Origin of the sequence: Paracoccus sp. (in: a-proteobacteria) (assembly GCF_030604785.1) — a bacterium.
In the GTDB taxonomy this organism is placed as follows: domain Bacteria; phylum Pseudomonadota; class Alphaproteobacteria; order Rhodobacterales; family Rhodobacteraceae; genus Paracoccus.
In genome coordinates, this window is the sequence record NZ_JAUVVF010000029.1 from 27,350 (window position 1) to 46,292 (window position 18,943).

Genomic DNA, 18,943 nt, shown 5'->3' on the forward strand with positions numbered 1-18,943 from the left:
CCTTGTCCGTGAAGACGCTGGCAACCGCCGATCGGATGCAGAAAAAACGCAAAAGTCATCGCAAGCGCGGGATTGCGCCCGCGCCCAGGCCGCGTCAGTCTGCCGCCTGACAGGACAAGAGGCGCGCGTGGACGATCAGGACAGGAACCGCGACCGGGTGCTGGCCGGGGCGCTTGCGGATTGCGCCGCCGGCCGGTCCGGGGGCATCGACCGCCTGCTGGCCGTCGAGGGCGCGCAGATGCGCGGCGTGGCGCGGCGGATGCTGGGGCGTGACGATCTGGCCGACGAGGCGGTGCAGGATGCGATGGTGCTGATCTGGCGCAAGGCCGCGCAACAGGCGGGCGGGGCGGGCTCGGCGCGCGGCTGGATCTATGCGGTTCTGCGCAACCGCTGCCTGACGATCCTGCGCGACGGCGCGCGGCTGGCCAGCCTGCCGCCCGATGATCTGACCCGCCTGCAGGAGGCGCGGCAGGATCTGATCCCCGACGAGGGCTGGCGCCTTCTGGCGGGGCCGGGCCGTTTGGGCGATTGCCTTCAGGCGCTGGACGATCACAGCCGCCGTGCGATCCTGATGGCGCATGTTGCGGGTTTCAGCCATGGCGAGATCTCGGCCCGTCAGGGCGTGCCGCTGGGGACGACGAAGTCGTGGATCAGGCGTGGGCTGGCCTCGCTGAAGGAGTGTCTGTCATGACCGGCGCCGATCGTGCCGAACTGACGGCGCTGGCGGGCGATTACGCGCTCGGCCTCATGTCCGAAACCGAGGCTGCCCTGTTCGAGACCCTGATGCATCGCGATCCCGCGCTGGCGGCCGAGGTGGCGATGTTGAACGACCGCCTGCTGCCTCTGGATCTGTCGGCCCCGCCCGCCGCCCTGCCCGAGGGGTTCGCCGAACGGGTGCGCGCCCGGCTGCGTGCGGCCGAAACCGGGCGCGACCCCGCGCCGGGCGCCTGGGCCGGGACGGAAGCCGCGACGCAAGGCGCGGCCAACCTGTCCTGGGCGCCCTGGCGGCGGCGGGCGGGGCTGGCCGCGGCCCTGGCGCTTGGCGTCGTGCTGGGGCTTCTGGGGGCCGTGCAGCGTTCGGTGCCTCAGCCGCTGGTCGTGGCGGTGCTGCTGGACGATCAGGGTCAGCCCCGCGCCGTGATCGAGGATTACGGCAACGACACCGCGCAGATCCGCTTCGTCTCGGATGTCGAGGTCCCGCCCGGCACCAGCATCGAAGCCTGGACCCTGCCCTCGCAGGAACTGGGCCCGGTCTCGCTGGGGGTGCTCGAGGCCGCGCGCCCCTCGCTTCTGCGCGGCCCCGACCTGCCGCGCCCCGCCGATGCCCAGCTTTACGAGATCACGCTGGAACCGCTTGGCGGTTCGCCGACCGGGCGCCCGACCGGGCCGATCATCGCCAAGGGACTGGCCGCGGCGCAGGGCCTCTAGGCCGGGCGGGAACGTCCTGCGCCCTGCCCCGTTGGTCCTGTGGCGCGCCGATCTGCCGCACGGCGCACAGGCGACAGGGCTGCGGCGCGGGCGCATGATCATGGGTCGGGGCGCAACGAAAGGACGGATGCATGGGCGAGGCCTTGCTGGATCTGGGCGGCGGTTTCTGGAACATCCGGGGCGATTTCCGCGTGGCGGGCGTCGTCAATGTGGGAACCCATGCCTCGCTGGTGCGACTGGCTTCGGGGCGGTTCGTCTTTCTGGACAGCTACGGCCTGAAGGGATCGCTGCGCGACCGCGTCATGGCGCTGACCGAGGGCGGGAGCGCGGTCGAGGCGATCCTGAACCTGCATCCGTTCCACACCCTGCATTGCGAGGCGATGCACCGCGATTTCCCGCATGCCGCGCTTTACGGATCGGCCCGGCACAGGCAGCGCCTGCCCGACCTGCCCTGGGCCGAGGCCGCGGTCGAATCCGCGACGCTGGCGGCGCGCTACGGCGAGGACCTGGCCTTTTCGCTGCCCGCCGGCATCGACTATATCAGCGCCGATGACCGCGTTCATGCGGGCTCTCTGCTGGCCTGGCATCAGGCCAGCGGGACGCTGCATGTGGACGACACGCTGAACCTGATGCCGGTGCCGCGCCTTCTGCGCGGGGTGCTGCCGCCGCCGCGCCTGTTCCTGCATCCGACCCTGCCGCAGGCCCTGGCGCCGGGGCCGGGCGCGGTCCGCGACTTCCGGGCCTGGGTCAAGGGGCTGGCGGCGCAATGCGCCGATCTGCGGCATCTGGTGGTCGCCCATTCCGGGCATCGCAGCTTTGCGCCCGGCGATTTCAGCAAGGCGCTGCTGGCCGCCTTGCGCCGCATCTCGCCCCGGCTGGAGCGTGCCGAGGCCCGACGCAGCACCCCCGCCGCCTGAGTCCCGCCGCCCGAAACCCGCGCGATCTCTGCCCGTCTGCCGGGCGTCTGCCCGTTCTGATGGCGAAGCCGGGCGGGCGGCTCCCTGCCGACGGGGGCGGTTGATGCCAAAGCGGCATATAAGCCTATGGCCTTGCCTTCTGCCCTCGTCTAGAACCGGGTTGCGCTGGCCCGGCATGCCCGGTCTGCGGTTAATGAGTAGAGAACCAAGGGACAAAAGCATGTCGAAACGCGCCTTGATCACCGGGATCACCGGACAGGACGGGTCCTATCTCGCGGAATTCCTGATCGCGAAGGGCTACGAAGTCCACGGAATCAAGCGCCGGTCCTCGTCGCTGAACACGCAGCGGATCGACCACATCTATCAGGACCCCCACGCGGACAACGCGCAGATGTTCCTGCATTACGGCGATCTGGGCGACACGTCCTCGGTCATGCGGATCATGGCGGATGTGAAGCCGGACGAGGTCTATAACCTGGGCGCGCAATCGCATGTGGCGGTCAGCTTCGCGACGCCGGAATACACCGCCAATGTCGACGCGATCGGCACGCTGCGCATCCTCGAGGCCATCCGCTTCCTGGGGCTGGAGGAGAAGACCCGGTTCTACCAGGCCTCGACCTCGGAGCTTTACGGGATGGTGCAGGAAATCCCGCAGCGCGAAACGACGCCCTTCTATCCGCGTTCGCCCTATGCGGTGGCCAAGATGTATGCCTACTGGATCACGGTGAACTACCGCGAGGCCTATGGGATCTATGGCTGCAACGGCATCCTCTTCAACCACGAATCCCCCCGCCGCGGCGAGACCTTCGTGACCCGCAAGATCACCCGCGGCCTGGCCAACATCGCGCAGGGTCTGGAGGATTGCCTGTATATGGGCAATATCGACGCGCTGCGCGACTGGGGCCATGCCAAGGATTACGTCCGCATGCAGTGGATGATGCTGCAGCAGGACAAGGCCGAGGATTTCGTGATCGCCACGGGCGTTCAGTATTCCGTGCGCCAGTTCATCGAATGGTCGGCCGCCCATCTGGGCATCACCCTGCGCTTCGAGGGCAAGGACGAGCAGGAAATCGGCATCGTCGAATCCGTCACCGGCGATGACGCGCCGGGCGTGAAGGCGGGCGACGTGATCGTGCGGATCGACCCGCGCTATTACCGTCCGACCGAGGTCGAGACCCTTCTGGGCGATCCGACCAAGGCCAAGGAAAAGCTGGGCTGGGTCCCCGAGATCACCACGCAGCAGATGTGCGAGGAGATGGTGGCCGAGGATCTGAAGGCCGCCCGCCGTCATGCGCTGCTGCGCAATCACGGCTATGACATGCCGATCTATCACGAAAGCTGAGGCCCGCCATGACCCGGATCTTTGTCGCAGGTCATCGCGGGATGGTCGGCAGCGCGATCCTGCGCCAGCTCGAGGCGCGTCGCGCCTCGGGCGAGGATCTGACGCTGATCACCCGCACCAGCGCCGAACTTGACCTGACCGATCAGGCCGCCGTGCGCGGCTTCATGCAGGCCGAGCGGCCCGATGCGGTGATCCTGGCCGCGGCCAAGGTGGGCGGCATCCATGCCAACAACACCTATCCGGCGGATTTCATCCACAAGAACCTGATGATCCAGTGCAATGTCATCCACGAGGCCCATGCCATCGGGGTGACGCGCCTGCTGCAACTGGGGTCGAGCTGCATCTACCCGCGCGAGGCGCCCCAGCCGATCCGCGAGGACGCGCTGCTGACCGGCATCCTCGAGCCCACGAACGAGCCCTATGCCATCGCCAAGATCGCCGGGATCAAGCTCTGCGAAAGCTATAACCGGCAATTCGGCACGGATTACCGGTCGGTCATGCCCTGCAACCTCTACGGTCCGGGCGACAATTTCGACCCCGAGAACAGCCATGTGATGCCCGCCCTGATCCGGCGCTTCCACGAGGCCGCGCGCGAGGGCCGCGACGAGGTCGTTATGTGGGGCACCGGCACGCCGCGCCGGGAATTCCTGCATGTGGACGACATGGCGCGCGCCTCGCTGTTCGTGTTCGACCTGGACCGCGCCACCTACGAGGCGAATACCCAGCCGATGCTGTCGCATCTGAATGTCGGCTCGGGCAGCGACATCTCGATCGGGGAACTGGCCGCGATGGTGGCGCGGGTGGTGGGCTACAAGGGCCGCATCACCAACGACCTGACCCGGCCCGATGGCACGATGCGCAAGCTGATGTCCTCGGACAAGCTGATGGCGATGGGCTGGCGCCCCGAAATCGCGCTGGAGGAGGGGATCGCCGACGCCTATCGCTGGTTCCTGGAACACCGGGCGGGCTGATGGAGCAACCGACCGGCAAGCTGATCGCATTCCGCGCCGACCGCATGGGGGGCCGGCTGATCGCGCTGCTGAACACGATGCGTTTCGCGCGCAGCTACGGGCTGCCCTTTGTCGTGCATTGGCGCGACAGCGACGGGCTGGGCGACGGGACCGAGCTGTTTTCCGAGGAATTCGTCCGCAACCATTTCATCGACAAGCAGACCTATCAGCAGATGCGCGACGCGGCGACGGCGCATGGCGCGGTCATGTCCAGCAACTCGACCGATGCGTTTCTGGATTTCCTGCGCGGCGACAGGCACATCCTGTTCGACCCGCCCTTTGACGTGCTGCGGATGCCCTTCGAATCCGAAGAGGTCGTCAAGGCCACCTTCCGCGAGGTGGTGGACAGCCTGCCGCTGAACCCGGTCCTGCAAGACCATCTGGACGACCTGCGCGCCCGCCTGCGCGATGGCCGGAGGACCGTGTCCTACCATATCCGCCGCGGCGACCTGACCAGCGACATGCGCGCGATGAACCGCGCCTGGCCCAACAAGTTCGTCCCCGACGAGTTCTTCGAGACGCATATCCGCGCCAATCTGGAAGGCTCGGGCACGCGGACGGTGCTGTTCAGCGACAACAAGGCCGTGCTGGACCGCTACACCCGCATGTTCCCCGGCCTGCTGACCTTCGCCGATATCGCCGATACCAGCGCCCTGACCGAGGTTCAGCGCGACGCGCTGGAGCTTTTCGCCATGTCGCTGTCGGACCTGATCGTGGCGCCGCCCTCGTCGGCCTTTTCCTCGACCGCCAAGACGATCGGCGGCTGCGACTTCCGCGACGTGGAATCCGAGATCTCGGCCACCGAGCGGCTGGCCGCGCTGGACGTGTTGGCCGCGCGGATGAAGGACCAGCCCGAATTCTTCGCCAATGAGGGCGAGATCGGGCAATACATGGTCTATGTCTGCAATCACCTGGTCGAGACGGGCCGCCGGGCCGAGTTCATCGAGATCGCCCGCGCCCATGTCGAGGGCGGGCTGAACATCGCCTTCGTCCATGCGCTGCTGTTCCGCGAGATGTTCAACGAGGGGCAGTATCACGAGATCTGCGCCCTGCGCCCGGTCGTGGATCGCGGCTTCGTGCTGTTCCAGCGCAGCTTCGCGCAGATCGCGCTGTATCACGGGCTGGCACTGCTGATGCTGGACCGGCGCGCCGAGGCGATGCGCCAGATCGCCTCGGCCTTCTGGCACGAACCCATCGAGGGCGAGATCAACACCCTGTCGGGCCTTCTGCGCAGGCAGGGCGATTTCGACGACACCAATTTCTGGATCACCGATCCGGCCGTCGATCCGTTGTTTCCGAACCGCACGGTCGTGGACATCACGCGGCGCTTCTATACCGGCATGATCTCGGCCGGGGTGCTTCAATTCGACGGGATGGTGCCGTCCAGCCGGGTCGCGGTCTGGGAATGGCCGGATTTCACGCGGTCGGACCACCGCAACAAGGAACGGCTGTTCGGGCATTTCCGCACGATCCTCAAGATCCTTTCGCGGCGCAGCTGGGCCCCCGACACGCAGCCGCATTTCGACAGCTTCACCGGCATGATCGCCCTGCGAGAGGGCAATCTGGACCAGGCCGAAGGGCTGATCATGGCGGGCATCGCCGCGCGGCCCGACATGGCGCTGTTCCACAAGCGGCTGGCCGAACTGCGCCACGAACAGGGTCGCCACGACGAGGCGCTGGCCGCGCTGGACCACGCGATCGGCCTGGCGCCGCAAGTGTCGATGTTCCGCGCCCTGAAGGGGCTGTTCCTGTTCCGCAACGGCCAGGTCGAGGCTGCGGCAGACACGCTCTGCCCGCTGATGGACGAGGGGCGGCTGCATTTTCCGTCGATCTTCTTCCTGGCCTCTGACGCCGCGCGCAAGGCGGGGCGCGTCGAGGATGCGATCCGCATGCTGGAGGCCGGGCTGGAGCTGTCGCCGATGCAATGGCGCCGCCAATGCGATCTGGCCGAGATGAAGGCCGAGACGGGCGATGCCGAGGGCGCGATGCGCATTCTGGATTGGGCGCTGCAATGGGCGTCCGACCACCCGCCGCTGGTGCTGCTGCAGACCGACCTGCTGATCGCCTCGGGTCAGGCTGAGCGCGCGCGCAGCGTGCTGGAGGCCGCGATCCTGCGCCATCCCGACAAGCAGCAATATCAGCGACGTCAGCGCAAGCTGGAAAAGGCCTGACGTCGCGGACCGGGTTTCACGCGAGGGAAAGACAAGATGACCTCTGCCGCCGCAGGACAGATTCATTTCGTGGTTCTGTCCGACCGCACCGAACCCTTTGCCAGCAACGCCGCCGCGCTCTGCGCCGCGGCCCTTGCCGCCGGGGCCGATCACGCGATCCACTACGACGCCGACCGGCTGGAGGAGGAGGGGTTCTGGCAGGCCCATCCCCACATCCCGCGCGACGCGCCGCGCCTGGGCTTTGGCGCATGGCGGCCCTTTGTGATGCGGCGGATGCTTGAGGCGGTGGCCCCCGAGGATGTCGTGATCCTGCATGACGCGGGCAGCCATGCCCCCGACAAGATGCCGGCCTTTCCTGCCGGGCTGCGCCATCTGGCCGATCTCTGCGCCGCGACCCCGCAGGGCATGATCCACGGCAGCGCGCTGGCCGCGACCCCTCAGGAGAGCCTGATCAAGCAGGACTGTCTGATCCTCATGGGTGCCGAAGCTGCCGATGCCCGACGCGCCGCCTTTGTCAGTTCAGGTATGTTGGCTTATCGGCAAGGACGTGCGGCCTTTGCATTTCTGGACGATTGGCAGGGAGCATGCGCCGATCCTCGCCTGCTGACGGACGAGCCCGACCGCCATGGCGCGCCCAACCCTGCGATGCGCCGCCACGCGCAGGAAGAAGCAATCGCCTCGATCCTTGTTCACCGACATGCCGTGCCACATTTCGACCTAAAAGCCGGGGCGCCCGATCTGCTGGACGCCATCCGCAAGGGCCGCCGCCAGCTTGTCGACCCCGAGGCGCATGTGGCTTCGATCCTGTGGATACTGGACCAGTCGGGGGGCACAGTCCAAGACGGGCTGCGCCTGCTGCGCCATGTCGGCGGAAGGGAACCAGCGCGCATCGTCCGCAACATCGGATACAAGCCCGTGCTGGAGGCCGAGTTGCGACGTCTTGGAAAGGGGTGGCGCGCGAAGATCGTCACCGCTCATCTGCGCCACGTCGTCACCGAGAATCGTGTCTTGTCAGCGTTGTTGCACGGCCTGAAAGACATGCCGGAACTGCGCGACGATTTCTGGCAGCGCGCGACCACCCATGCGAACCGGATGCTGACCGAGCTTATCATTTCAGGCGGTTCAGCCGATTTGGTCGGAATGCAACGCCTGATTCGGCAGGCGATCACCGACACGCTGGACGAGATGCCTCATCTTTCCGAGGAATTGCTCGGCGCGTGCATCTGGGCTCGGCTTGACCTTTCGGCGCGCGAGGTATTTCGCGTCGCGCGCGGCGCCTATCGCACCGAAGAGGGCAACGAGGCGATGGAGAGTTTTGTCGCCCGCATTCGCGCGCAGGGCTTTCCGCAGGACGATCTCCTGGATGGGGGTGATCTTGAGGAGTTCACCAACCGCATGCGCCGCCTTCTGATGGACTGGCTGCTGCTGGATCACCTGTGAGGCCCCATGCGGATCGTGAAAACCTCTCTGCCCGGCGTTCTGGCCCTGACCCCTGCCCGGCACGGTGACGCGCGCGGCTTCTTTTCGGAAAGCTGGAACCGGCGCAGCTTGCGGCAGGCCGGGCTGGACCTGCCGGATTTCGTGCAGGACAACCATTCGCTGTCCCGCGCCGCCGGCACGCTGCGGGGCCTGCATTATCAGGCGCCCCCCCATGCGCAGGGCAAGCTGGTGCGCTGCGGGCGGGGGCGTATCCTGGATGTGGCGGTCGATGCAAGGCGGGGCAGCGCCCATTACGGGCAATGGCTCGCGCGCGAACTCAGCTTCGAGAACGGCCTGCAATTGTGGATCCCGGCGGGCTTTCTGCACGGCTTCGTCACGTTGGAGCCTGACAGCGAGATCATCTACAAATGCACCGCCCACTACGACGCGGACAGCGACGGGTCCGTCCGGTGGGATTCGCTTGGCATCGACTGGGGCGTCAGTGATCCGGTCCTGTCCGACAAGGACCGCGCCGCGCCCGCCTTTGCCGATTGGCAATCGCCCTTCGTGATGGGGGGCGCATGAAGATCCTTGTCACCGGCGGGGCGGGTTTCATCGGGTCCGCCGTGGTGCGGCTGGCGGTGGCGCGGGGCCATCAGGTCGTCAATCTGGACGCGCTGACCTATGCCGCGAACCTGGCCAATGTCGCCTCGGTCGCCGGGCATCCGGCCTATGCGTTCGAACATGCCGATATCCGCGACCGGCCCGCGCTTGACCGCATTCTGGCGGCGCATCGGCCCGACGCGATCATGCATCTGGCCGCCGAAAGCCATGTGGACCGTTCCATCGACGGGCCTGCCGCCTTCATCGACACCAACGTGACCGGCACCTTTCACCTGCTGGAGGCCGCGCGCGCCTATTGGCAGCAGACGCGGCCCGAAGGGTTCCGCCTGCACCATGTCTCGACGGACGAGGTGTTCGGCTCGCTGCCCGCGACGGGGCGTTTCGACGAGACGACGCCCTATGACCCGCGCAGCCCCTATTCCGCCAGCAAGGCCGCCAGCGACCATCTGGTGCGTGCTTGGGGCGAGACCTACGGGCTGCCGGTCGTCGTCTCGAATTGCTCCAACAATTACGGGCCGTTCCACTTTCCCGAAAAGCTGGTGCCGGTGGTGATCCTGAACGCGCGGGCCGGGCGGCCGATCCCGGTCTATGGCGACGGCGCGCATATCCGCGACTGGCTTTACGTCGAGGATCACGCCGAGGCGCTGCTGGCCGTCCTGACGCGCGGCGAGGTCGGGCGCAGCTACGCCATCGGCGGCGAGGCCGAGGCCCGCAATCTGGATCTGGTGCGCATGATCTGTGCCCATATGGACCGGCTGAACCCCTCAGGCGCACCGCATGACCGGCTGATCACCTTTGTCGAGGATCGCCCCGGCCATGACCGGCGCTATGCGATCGACCCCGCGCGCATCCGGCGCGAACTGGGCTGGAGCCCCTCGGTCACGCTGGATCAGGGGCTGGGCCGGACCGTGGCCTGGTATCTTGAGAACCGCGACTGGTGGGAACCGCTTCTGGCGCGTGACGGTGTCGGCAAGCGTCTGGGCCGCGCCTGATGCAGGGCCTTCTGGTCTTTGGCCGCAGCGGACAGGTCGCGCGCGAGGTGGCGCGCCTTGCGCCACAGGCGCGGTTTCTGGGCCGTGATCAGGCCGATCTGACCAACCCCGAGGCTTGTGCCCGCGCCATTCGCGGCGCAAAGGCGGTGCTGAACGCGGCCGCCTACACGGCGGTGGACCGTGCCGAGAGCGATTCAGAGACCGCCCGTGCCGTGAACGCGCTGGCCCCCGGCGCGATGGCGTGGGCGGCGGCGGCCGAGGGCATTCCCTTCCTGCATCTGTCCTCCGATTACGTCTTTGACGGCAGCGGCGACCAGGCGCGGGCCGAGGATGCGCCGACCGGCCCTCTGGGCGTTTACGGCGCCTCGAAGCTGGCGGGCGAACAGGCCGTGGCGCAGGCGGGCGGGCAATGGGCGGTCATGCGGACCTCTTGGGTCTTCAGCGCGCATGGCACGAATTTCGTCATGACGATGCTGCGGCTTGGGGCTGAACGGTCCGAACTGTCGGTGGTCGATGACCAGATTGGCGGGCCGACCCCTGCCCATGCTATCGCCACGGCCGCGCTGCACATGCTGGACGCGATGCAGGCCGATCCGGGCAAGGGCGGGCTGTATCACTTCGCGGGCGATCCGCAGACCAGCTGGGCGGGCTTTGCCGCGCGCATCATGGCGCGGGCGGGGCTGGCCTGCCGCATCCGGCCCATCGCCAGCGCCGACTACCCGACGCCGGCGCGCCGTCCGCTGAATTCGCGGCTGGACTGCGCGGCCATCGCGCGCGACTTTGGGCTGGCCCGGCCCGATTGGCGTGACGGGCTGGACCGGGTTCTGGCCGAATTGAGGGCGACATGACCGCACGCAAGGGGATCATTCTGGCCGGGGGCAGCGGCACGCGGCTTTATCCGATCACCATGGCCGTCTCGAAGCAGCTGCTGCCGCTTTATGACAAGCCGATGATCTATTATCCGGTCACGGTGCTGATGCTGGCGGGCATCCGCGAGATCGCGATCATCACCACGCCGCAGGACCAGTCGCAATTCCAGCGCCTGCTGGGCGATGGCAGCCAGTGGGGGCTGCATTTCGAATGGATCGTGCAGCCCTCGCCCGACGGGCTGGCGCAGGCCTATCTGCTGGCGGCGGATTTCCTGGACGGCGCGCCCTCGGCCATGGTTCTGGGCGACAACATCTTTTTCGGCCACGGTCTGCCGCCCCTGCTGCATCAGGCCGATGCGCGGCAGAGCGGCGCCACGATCTTCGGCTATCGCGTCCGCGATCCGCAGCGCTACGGCGTCGTGCTGTTCGATGCCGATGACCGCCCCACCGGTCTGGTCGAAAAGCCCGATGCGCCGATCTCGCCCTGGGCGGTGACCGGGCTCTATTTCCTCGACGGCAGCGCGCCCGAACGGGCGGGCCGCGTGACCCCATCGGGGCGTGGCGAGCTTGAGATCACCGCGCTTCTGGACAGCTATCTGGCCGAGGGCGCGCTGACCGTCCAGCGGATGGGTCGCGGCTTTGCCTGGCTGGATACCGGCACGCATGAAAGCCTGCTGGATGCCGGCAACTTCGTCCGCACGCTGGAAAACCGTCAGGGCCTGCAGACCGGCTGCCCCGAGGAGATCGCCTACGAGGCGGGCTGGATCTCGGCCGATCAGCTGCGCGCGCGGGCCGAACTGTTCCGCAAGACGGAATACGGTGCCTATCTTTTGCGTCTGCTTGGCTGAGCGAAACACGAAACCGGCGCGACTGGCCTGACGTATAAAAGCTGAACGGACTGCCAGCTTGCAAACCGCGCGTTTGCTGTGGGATTATCAGAACTTGAATATTTTCCGCCCTGTCCAAGGGGCTGTTTTCTGGGAGTGAACATGCGTCGTGGCAATAGCAGGATCAACAAAGCCCATTTCCTCGTCTATTCCAACGGCGTCGATCCCTTTGCCACCAACGCTCAGGATTACTGCGACGCGGCCCTTGCCGTCGGCTTCGACAGCGCCGAGCACGTGACCGAGGCAGCGCTGCGCCAAACGCCTTTCTGGGAGGAGAACCGCTTCATCCTCGAACAGCCGCGCGGCGCAGGCTACTGGCTGTGGAAGCCGTGGATCATCCTGCAGAAGCTGCGCGAATGCGGGCCCGACGACATCGTGATCTATAACGATGCGGGGCGCTACGAAAAGGGCGCGTTCCGTCAGTTTCCGAGCTTTCCCCATGCAGCCGTCGAATTGTGCGCCATGACGCCCAACCGGTTCATCCACGGCTTCATCGGCGCTTGGCAAGTGCAGGGGGAATATACAAAGCGCGACGCCTTCGTGCTGATGGGCGCCGATACCGACGAGATGCTTCGCGCCGCGCAGGTCTGCGCGGGGCCGCTGCTGTTCATGCCCTCGGAAGCCAGCTTCGCCTTTCTGGAGAAATGGGTCGAGTTCTGCCGCGATCCGCGCGCGCTGACCGACCAGCCGGACGAACTGGCACCGACCCATCCGCAATTCCGCGACCACCGGCACGACCAGTCGATCGGCTCGATCCTCGCGCATCAGACGGGCGCGCACTATTTCGACTTTTCCGATACCGGCGTGGTCAACGCCTCCGAGGATGTGCGTCAACGCAACCGACACGTGCCGCGTCTGCATACCCATATTGGCTATGTCTCGCTGATCGCGGGCCGAGCGCTGCCGGACGACTTCTTCGTCCGCCCGGATGCCGATATCCTTGAGGCAAGGCCCCTACTGCGCAACCTTACGTCGGGCGAGCCGCTGCCGTTGCATGCTGAAAAGACGCCGGATGCCGTTCTGACGCAGCAGATACTCTCGGCTCTGGCCACGCCGGGCGACCGTATCGGCATCGACCATCTGCGCTTCCTGATCGGCGAAAACCGCATCACCAATTCACGGATGCACATCCTGCAGAAGCTGGGCCACGACCTGAACGGCTTCTGGAAGGAGGCGATCGATCATTTCAGCGCCGCCGCCGACGCCGTGCACGCCTCGGGCCAGGCACCCGGATTTGATGATGCTCGCAAGATGGCGGTCCATGCGATCCGCAAGGCCGAGGAATCGGCCCCGCAGTGGCGCAAGGACGTGATGGCGGGCTTTCTGTGGTCGATGCTGGACGACGAGGCGCGGCGCGTCTTCAAGACCGCGCATAAGGGGATCAAGTCCCCTGCTGGGGTCAATGCGATGTATCGTTTCGCCCAGCACCTGGAGCAGACCGACCTGCTGTCGCTGGAGACAGAGCTGGCGGGGGATGACCGCAAGCTGCGCCCTGCCATCTCTCAGCAGATGATGGCCTGGATCATCCAGCCCGCCGCCGCGCAGGCGCGCTGAGGGCCGGGCGGGTCGGGGTCAGACCTCGACCTCGACCCGGCCAAGCGGGTTGGAGCAGCAGGCGAGGATCCAGCCTTCGGCAATGTCCTCGTCGCTGATGCCGCCGTTATGGACCATGTGCACCTCGCCCGCCGTCTTGCGGATCTTGCAGGTGCCGCACAGCCCGAAGGTGCAGCCTGAAGGGATGTTCAGCCCTGCGCGCTTGGCCACGGCCAGAACCGTGTCGGTCTCGGTGCAGGAGGCCGTCACGCCGCTGGCGGAAAAGACCACCTGCGCACGCGATTCGCTATCGGGGGCGACATCCTCGATGACCGGGGCCTCGGCCTCGGTCGCGATCGGGGCGCCGAAGCTCTCCTGGTGATACCGGTCCATGTCGTAGCCAAGCGAGACCAGCATCTCGCGCACGGCCTGCATGAAGGGCTCGGGGCCGCAGCAAAAGACCTCGCGTTCCAGATAGTCGGGCGCCATCAGGCCCAGCATGATCTGCGACAGGCGGCCCTGATAGCCGTGCCAGGTCTTGAAGGGCTCGGGCTGCTCGACCGTGAAGCGTAGTTGCAGCCCCGGCACGCGGGCGGCGAACTGTTCCAGACGCTCGCGGAAGATGATGTCCGAGGGCGTCCGCGCGGCATGGACGAACACGATATCGGTGTCCTGCGCCTGATCCCAGGACCAGGTCGACATCGACATCATCGGCGTGATGCCCGATCCGGCCGAGATAAACAGGTATTTCTTCGCCGGATGGCGGTGAAAGCTGAAGATTCCGGCGGGGCCGAAAGCCTTCAGCCGCATGCCGGGCTTCAGATGATCCAGCATCCAGCGCGTCCCGATCGAGGCGGCCTGCGCCTTGACCGTCACCGAGATGGAGAGCGGTCGCGAGGGGGACGAGCTGATCGTATAGGTGCGCTGCACATTGCCGGCAGGGCCCCTGGCGGGATCGACCGGCAGGTCCAGCGTGATGAACTGGCCCGGCTGATAGTCGAACCATGCCCCGGACGGAGCGCGAAAGATGAAGGTCGCGGTGTCGCGGGTTTCCGGGATGACCATGACGCATTCCAGCGGCTCGTCATCCGACCACGGCTCGGCGGCCCAGTTCAGGCGGGGTTTGGGCATCGGATCACTCGGCCGCGACGCGGGTGGGGGTCAGACGGTCGGCCATCGTCTCGCAATACCAGTCGACGAACTGGACGACGCCTTCCTCTTGCAGGGTCGAATAGGGGCCGGGCTCGTAGGCGGGAGACAGGATGCCGGCCTGATTTTCCTCGACCACCAGTCGATCCTCGTCATTGGTGTGGGTCCAGACATGGGTCAGGTTCTCGAGGTCGTAATCCGTCCCCTCGACCGCGTCGGGATGGACCAGCCACCAGGTCGTGACCTGCGTCTCGGTCGGGCTGACCGGCAGGACGCGGAAGACGATCGAGTGATCGGCCAGAAAGTGGTTCCAGGTGTTGGGGTAATGGAAGAACAGCAGGCTGCCCGCATCATCGAAGGGCATCTTGCCCAGACGGCGCGACACGGCCTTCTTGCCGTCCAGCGTGTAGCTCTCGGCGTGGTTCAGCAGCGGAATCCGCGCCAGACGCCATTGCATCCGCGGATGGTTCACAAAGCGCGAGGGCAGGCCGGCGGCCTCGCAGCGCTCCCAATGGGCCAGGATCTCGGGGCTGGCGGCGTGGGGGCCCTCCATCGCGGTCATCGAGGGATCGTCGGAATAGGTGCGGCACAGCGAGGGGTGGCTGCCGCCGCAATGATAGCATTCGCGGTTATTCTCGATGACCAGCTTCCAGTTGCCCTTTTCGATGATGGTCGAGACCTGCGCGACCTTCGTGTTGGCCAGTTCTGTCGGCGCCAGATAGCGCATCACCTGCGAGGCCAGATCGTTGATCGCGGGCGGCACCTTGGCCAGGCAGATGAAGACCATCCCGCCCAGATCGACGCAATGCACGTTCTTCAGGCCGTATTTCCCGGCATCGAAGCCCTCGCCCATGTCGCGGGCGTAGAGAAGCTTGCCGTCCAGATCGTAGGTCCATTGGTGATAGGGGCAGACCAGCTTGGGATTGGTGCCGCTGGCCTTGGAACACAGGCGCTGGCCGCGATGGCGGCAGACATTGTGGAAGGCCCGGATGCGGCCATCGGCGCCGCGCGTCAGGATCACCGGGTAATCGCCGACCTGCATGGTGATGTAGCTGCCGGTCTTGGGCAGGGCCGAGGCCGGGCCCGCGAACAGCCATTCGCGATACCAGATCTGTTCCAGATCGTCGCGGAAGGCCTGCTCTCCGCAATAGAGGTCGCGCGGCAGCGAATGACCGGGCTGGCGGGTGGCGATCAGCTCGGCGGTGGTGGGGGTGGTGTTCATGGCGCGGCGAATCCTGCGGCAGGCTGAGTTTGCGCCAGACTACCGTCCTGCCGCCGACGGACTGGGCGATTTGCGACATTCAGCCTGCGGAAACAGACATTCACGACATTTGCCTCTGCCGGACCAACCCCTGTTTCACCATATGCCCGTAATGCAGGCCGGAATGGGGGCTGCGACTGCCGATCACGGCGGAGATCTCGGCCATCATCGCGGGCGGTTGCTGGCGGTTCACCGTGTCGAACAGCGAGGTCGGGCGCAGGTCCTCGGTCATCAGGCTCTGCATCCAGTCCTGCTCATGCGGTGACACCCACAGCCAGCGCCCGGCCTCGGCGTGCAGCCGCGCGTGGCGCAGGTCGACGAAGCCCGCCGCGTCCTCGATCTGGTCCAGCCGGGGCAGGTTGCGCCCCAGCTGGCAGGTCGTGCCGGTGCCAAGGATATCAACCTTCATCAGATGGGGTGATCGTTTCCAGAACATGACCGTCTTCCAGCCCATCTGGCCGAGCTTCCCGCGCTCCAGCCAGGCATTGCCCAGATGGCCGATCACGCTGGTCTCGGGGTCCAGACGGTCCATCTGCGCCAGCGTCGCCGCGACGTAATCGGGCGGATAGGCGATGTCGTCATCGACGGTGAAGACCCAGTCATCGGGGCCGGGCTCAAAGGCGAACTTGCCCGCATCCTTCAGATCGCGCGGAGGGATCATCGCCTCGATCTTCGGCTCGTCCGCGATCCAGCCAGGGACCGAATCAAACTGGTTCAGGCACAGAAAAAGCCGGTCCACCTGCGGCAGAAGCGAGCCTATGGCCTGCCGGATGACCCCGCTGCGGGGTGGAAAACTGGCCATATGCGCGCGGATCATCAATCGTCCTCCGGTCTGGTTCCTGCTGAATATCACGACGGCGCAAGGCTGCGACGGCTTTCTGCGCGACCGAGCGCGCCCCGCCGCATTTTCCGGCTTTTTCCATTTGTGGAAAAATATTCCGACCGTCTTGGCAGAGGCCTGCAACTGTCGTAAGCCATGCGGCAAGGCATCACCTGCAAGGAGGAAGACATGGCACGCGTCACCCGTCACGGGCTGGAGGTCGATCAGGATTTCGCCCGCTTCGTCGAAGATCAGGTGCTGCCGGGCACGGGCGTCGAGGCCGATGCCTTCTGGCAGGGCTATGCCGGTCTGCTGGACGGCTTCATGGCCGAGAATCGCGCGCTGCTGGACCGCCGGGCCGAGTTGCAGGCCCGGATCGACGCCTGGCACAAGGCGCGCGGGAACCAGCCTTGGGACGCGGCTGCCTATCGCGCCTTTCTGACCGAGATCGGCTATCTGGTCCCCGAACCCGCGCCCTTTGCGGTCGAGAACGGCGCCGTTGATCCCGAAATCGCCAGCCTTGCCGGTCCGCAGCTTGTCGTGCCGGTCAGCAATGCCCGTTTCGCGCTGAATGCGGCGAATGCGCGGTGGGGCTCGCTCTATGATGCGATGTATGGCTCGGACGTGATGGGGCCGCCGCCTGCGGGCGGCGGGATCGATCCGGCGCGCCGCGATGCGGTCGTGGCCAAGGCGGCCGCCTTCCTGGATCAGGCGCTGCCTCTGGCCTCGGGCAGCCATGCCGAGGTGACGGCCTATGGCGCCGACGAACAGGGTCTGACCGCGACGGTTGCGGGCCAGATCGTGCGTCTGGCCGATCCGGCGGCCTATATCGGCATCCGGCGCGAGGGCGGCGACACGGCCTATGTGCTGCGCCATAACGGGCTGCATGTGGAACTGGTCGTGAACCCGGACCATCCGATCGGCGCGGCCTGCCAAAGCGGCCTGCGCGACGTGGTGATGGAGGCCGCGCTGACCGCGATCCAGGATTGCGAGGACAGCGTCGCGGCCGTCGATGCCGAGGACAAGATCGGCGTCTACGCCAACTGGCTGGGCCTGATGAAGGGCGATCTGGTCGAAAGCTTTGAGAAGGGCGGTAAGACGCTGACCCGCCGACTGGCCGGCGACCGCCAGATCACCCGGCCCGATGGCAGCGCCCTGACCCTGCCGGGCCGCGCCCTGCTGCTGGTCCGCAATGTCGGCCATCTGATGACGACCGACGCGGTTCTGAAGGACGGCGCCGAGACGCCCGAAGGGCTGATGGACGCGATGGTCACCATCGCCTGCGCCATGCACGATCTGAAGCGCGGCGACCGGCCCGGCAACAGCCGCGTGGGCTCGGTCTATGTGGTCAAGCCCAAGATGCACGGCCCCGACGAGGCCGCCTTTGCGGACCGCGTCTTCACCCATGTCGAAAGGGTGCTCGGCCTGCCGGCCAATACGGTGAAGCTGGGCCTGATGGACGAAGAGCGCCGCACCAGCGCCAACCTTGCCGCCTGCATCCATGCGATCCGCAACCGCATCGTCTTCATCAACACGGGCTTTCTGGACCGCACCGGCGACGAGATACACACTTCGATGCAGGGCGGCGCCTTTGTCGGGCGCGCGGGCATGAAGGCCTCGACCTGGCTTCAGGCCTACGAGGATCGCAACGTCCTGATCGGCCTGGCCGCCGGGATGAAGGGCCGCGCCCAGATCGGCAAGGGGATGTGGGCCAAGCCAGACGCCCTGGCCGAGATGCTGGAGGTCAAGATCGGCCATCCGAAATCGGGCGCCTCGACCGCCTGGGTGCCCAGCCCCACGGCCGCGACGTTGCATGCGATGCATTACCACATGGTCGATGTCGCCGCGCGCCAGGCGGAGCTGGCGGGCAAGGCGCTGCCCGATCTGGACCTGCTGCTGACGCCCGCCCTCGCCTCCGAGCCGCTGACGCGCGACGAGATCCTGCGTGAGCTGGACAACAGCGCGCAGGGCATCCTGGGCTATGTGGTGCGCTGGGTCGATCAGGGGATCGGCTGCTCGAAAGTGCCCGATATCGACGACGTGCCGCTGATGGAGGATCGCGCCACCTGTCGGATCAGCGCGCAATATCTGGCCAACTGGCTGGAACACGGCCTGATCACCCGCGACCAGGTCGAGGACGCGCTGCGCCGCATGGCGGTCAAGGTCGATGCCCAGAATGCGGGCGATCCCGCCTATCGCCCGATGGCGCCGGGCTTCGATGGCCCTGCCTTTGCCGCCGCGCGCGACCTGATCCTGACCGGGACCGAACAGCCCTCGGGCTATACCGAACCCGCGCTGCATGCCCGCCGCAAGGAGGCCAAGGCGCTGGCACGGGCCTGATGCGCCTGCGGCGGGGCGCCATCGGCGCCTTGCCGCAGGGTCGGTTTTTTCGGCGTTTTCATCCCTCGGCGCAGCAGCCATAAGGCGATGGGGCCCATCCGCCCCATGCCGCAGGTTGAGGAAAACGCATGTCGAAGAAAACCATCGCCGTTGCCGGGATCGGCTATGTCGGGCTGTCCAA

The 18,943-nt window shown here is 66.6% G+C and carries 16 protein-coding genes; 13 read left to right on the plus strand and 3 right to left on the minus strand.

Annotated elements, in window-relative coordinates:
* Window positions 1–127 precede the first annotated feature (127 nt).
* The 12 genes from QAR72_RS10620 to QAR72_RS10675 all read left to right on the plus strand — a co-directional run bounded on the left by QAR72_RS10620 (window position 128) and on the right by QAR72_RS10675 (window position 13,213).
* Window positions 128–691, plus strand: a complete 564-nt coding sequence (locus tag QAR72_RS10620) for a sigma-70 family RNA polymerase sigma factor (RefSeq protein WP_304617349.1) — start codon at window positions 128–130, stop codon at window positions 689–691.
* Window positions 688–1,428, plus strand: coding sequence for an anti-sigma factor (locus tag QAR72_RS10625; protein WP_304617350.1), 741 nt, complete (start codon window positions 688–690; stop codon window positions 1,426–1,428). The genes QAR72_RS10620 and QAR72_RS10625 overlap by 4 nt, the downstream gene beginning before the upstream one ends.
* Before the next feature lie 131 nt (window positions 1,429–1,559).
* The gene (locus QAR72_RS10630) at window positions 1,560–2,345 is read left to right on the plus strand and encodes a hypothetical protein (RefSeq protein WP_304617351.1); all 786 of its coding nucleotides are present in this window, start codon (window positions 1,560–1,562) and stop codon (window positions 2,343–2,345) included.
* 220 nt (window positions 2,346–2,565) lie between these two features.
* Complete coding sequence (gmd, locus tag QAR72_RS10635) at window positions 2,566–3,687, plus strand: GDP-mannose 4,6-dehydratase (RefSeq protein ID WP_304617352.1); 1,122 nt, start codon at window positions 2,566–2,568, stop codon at window positions 3,685–3,687.
* 8 nt (window positions 3,688–3,695) lie between these two features.
* On the plus strand, window positions 3,696–4,658 hold the full coding sequence (gene fcl / locus QAR72_RS10640; RefSeq protein WP_304617353.1) for a GDP-L-fucose synthase: 963 nt from the start codon (window positions 3,696–3,698) through the stop codon (window positions 4,656–4,658).
* Window positions 4,658–6,868: a tetratricopeptide repeat protein gene (locus tag QAR72_RS10645; RefSeq protein ID WP_304617354.1), complete on the plus strand. Its 2,211-nt coding sequence runs from the start codon at window positions 4,658–4,660 to the stop codon at window positions 6,866–6,868. The genes fcl and QAR72_RS10645 overlap by 1 nt, the downstream gene beginning before the upstream one ends.
* Before the next feature lie 303 nt (window positions 6,869–7,171).
* Entirely contained in the window at window positions 7,172–8,308 is a 1,137-nt protein-coding gene (locus QAR72_RS10650) for a hypothetical protein (RefSeq protein ID WP_304617355.1), read from the plus strand.
* A 6-nt stretch (window positions 8,309–8,314) separates the two neighbouring features.
* Entirely contained in the window at window positions 8,315–8,872 is a 558-nt protein-coding gene (gene rfbC, locus QAR72_RS10655; RefSeq protein ID WP_304617356.1) for a dTDP-4-dehydrorhamnose 3,5-epimerase, read from the plus strand.
* Complete coding sequence (gene rfbB, locus QAR72_RS10660) at window positions 8,869–9,903, plus strand: dTDP-glucose 4,6-dehydratase (RefSeq protein ID WP_304617357.1); 1,035 nt, start codon at window positions 8,869–8,871, stop codon at window positions 9,901–9,903. The genes rfbC and rfbB overlap by 4 nt, the downstream gene beginning before the upstream one ends.
* The gene (gene rfbD / locus QAR72_RS10665; protein ID WP_304617358.1) at window positions 9,903–10,751 is read left to right on the plus strand and encodes a dTDP-4-dehydrorhamnose reductase; all 849 of its coding nucleotides are present in this window, start codon (window positions 9,903–9,905) and stop codon (window positions 10,749–10,751) included. The genes rfbB and rfbD overlap by 1 nt, the downstream gene beginning before the upstream one ends.
* A complete protein-coding gene (gene rfbA / locus QAR72_RS10670) occupies window positions 10,748–11,620 on the plus strand; it encodes a glucose-1-phosphate thymidylyltransferase RfbA (protein ID WP_304617359.1) in 873 nt (290 codons plus the stop codon). The genes rfbD and rfbA overlap by 4 nt, the downstream gene beginning before the upstream one ends.
* 141 nt (window positions 11,621–11,761) lie before the next feature.
* A complete protein-coding gene (locus tag QAR72_RS10675) occupies window positions 11,762–13,213 on the plus strand; it encodes a hypothetical protein (RefSeq protein ID WP_304617360.1) in 1,452 nt (483 codons plus the stop codon).
* A gap of 18 nt (window positions 13,214–13,231) precedes the next feature.
* On the opposite strand, the gene QAR72_RS10680 is transcribed toward QAR72_RS10675, so the two are convergent.
* The 3 genes from QAR72_RS10680 to QAR72_RS10690 form a co-directional block, all read right to left on the minus strand.
* Window positions 13,232–14,323 carry a hybrid-cluster NAD(P)-dependent oxidoreductase gene (locus QAR72_RS10680; protein WP_304617361.1) on the minus strand — a complete coding sequence of 364 codons (1,092 nt, stop codon included), beginning with the start codon at window positions 14,321–14,323 and terminating at the stop codon, window positions 13,232–13,234.
* 4 nt (window positions 14,324–14,327) lie between these two features.
* Entirely contained in the window at window positions 14,328–15,563 is a 1,236-nt protein-coding gene (locus QAR72_RS10685) for an aromatic ring-hydroxylating oxygenase subunit alpha (RefSeq protein WP_304617362.1), read from the minus strand.
* 100 nt (window positions 15,564–15,663) lie between these two features.
* Complete coding sequence (locus QAR72_RS10690; protein ID WP_304617363.1) at window positions 15,664–16,419, minus strand: hypothetical protein; 756 nt, start codon at window positions 16,417–16,419, stop codon at window positions 15,664–15,666.
* Window positions 16,420–16,611: 192 nt separating this feature from the next.
* Here QAR72_RS10690 and QAR72_RS10695 point away from each other — a divergent pair, with 192 nt between their 5' ends.
* Entirely contained in the window at window positions 16,612–18,762 is a 2,151-nt protein-coding gene (locus tag QAR72_RS10695) for a malate synthase G (RefSeq protein WP_304617364.1), read from the plus strand.
* Window positions 18,763–18,943: the final 181 nt, after the last annotated feature.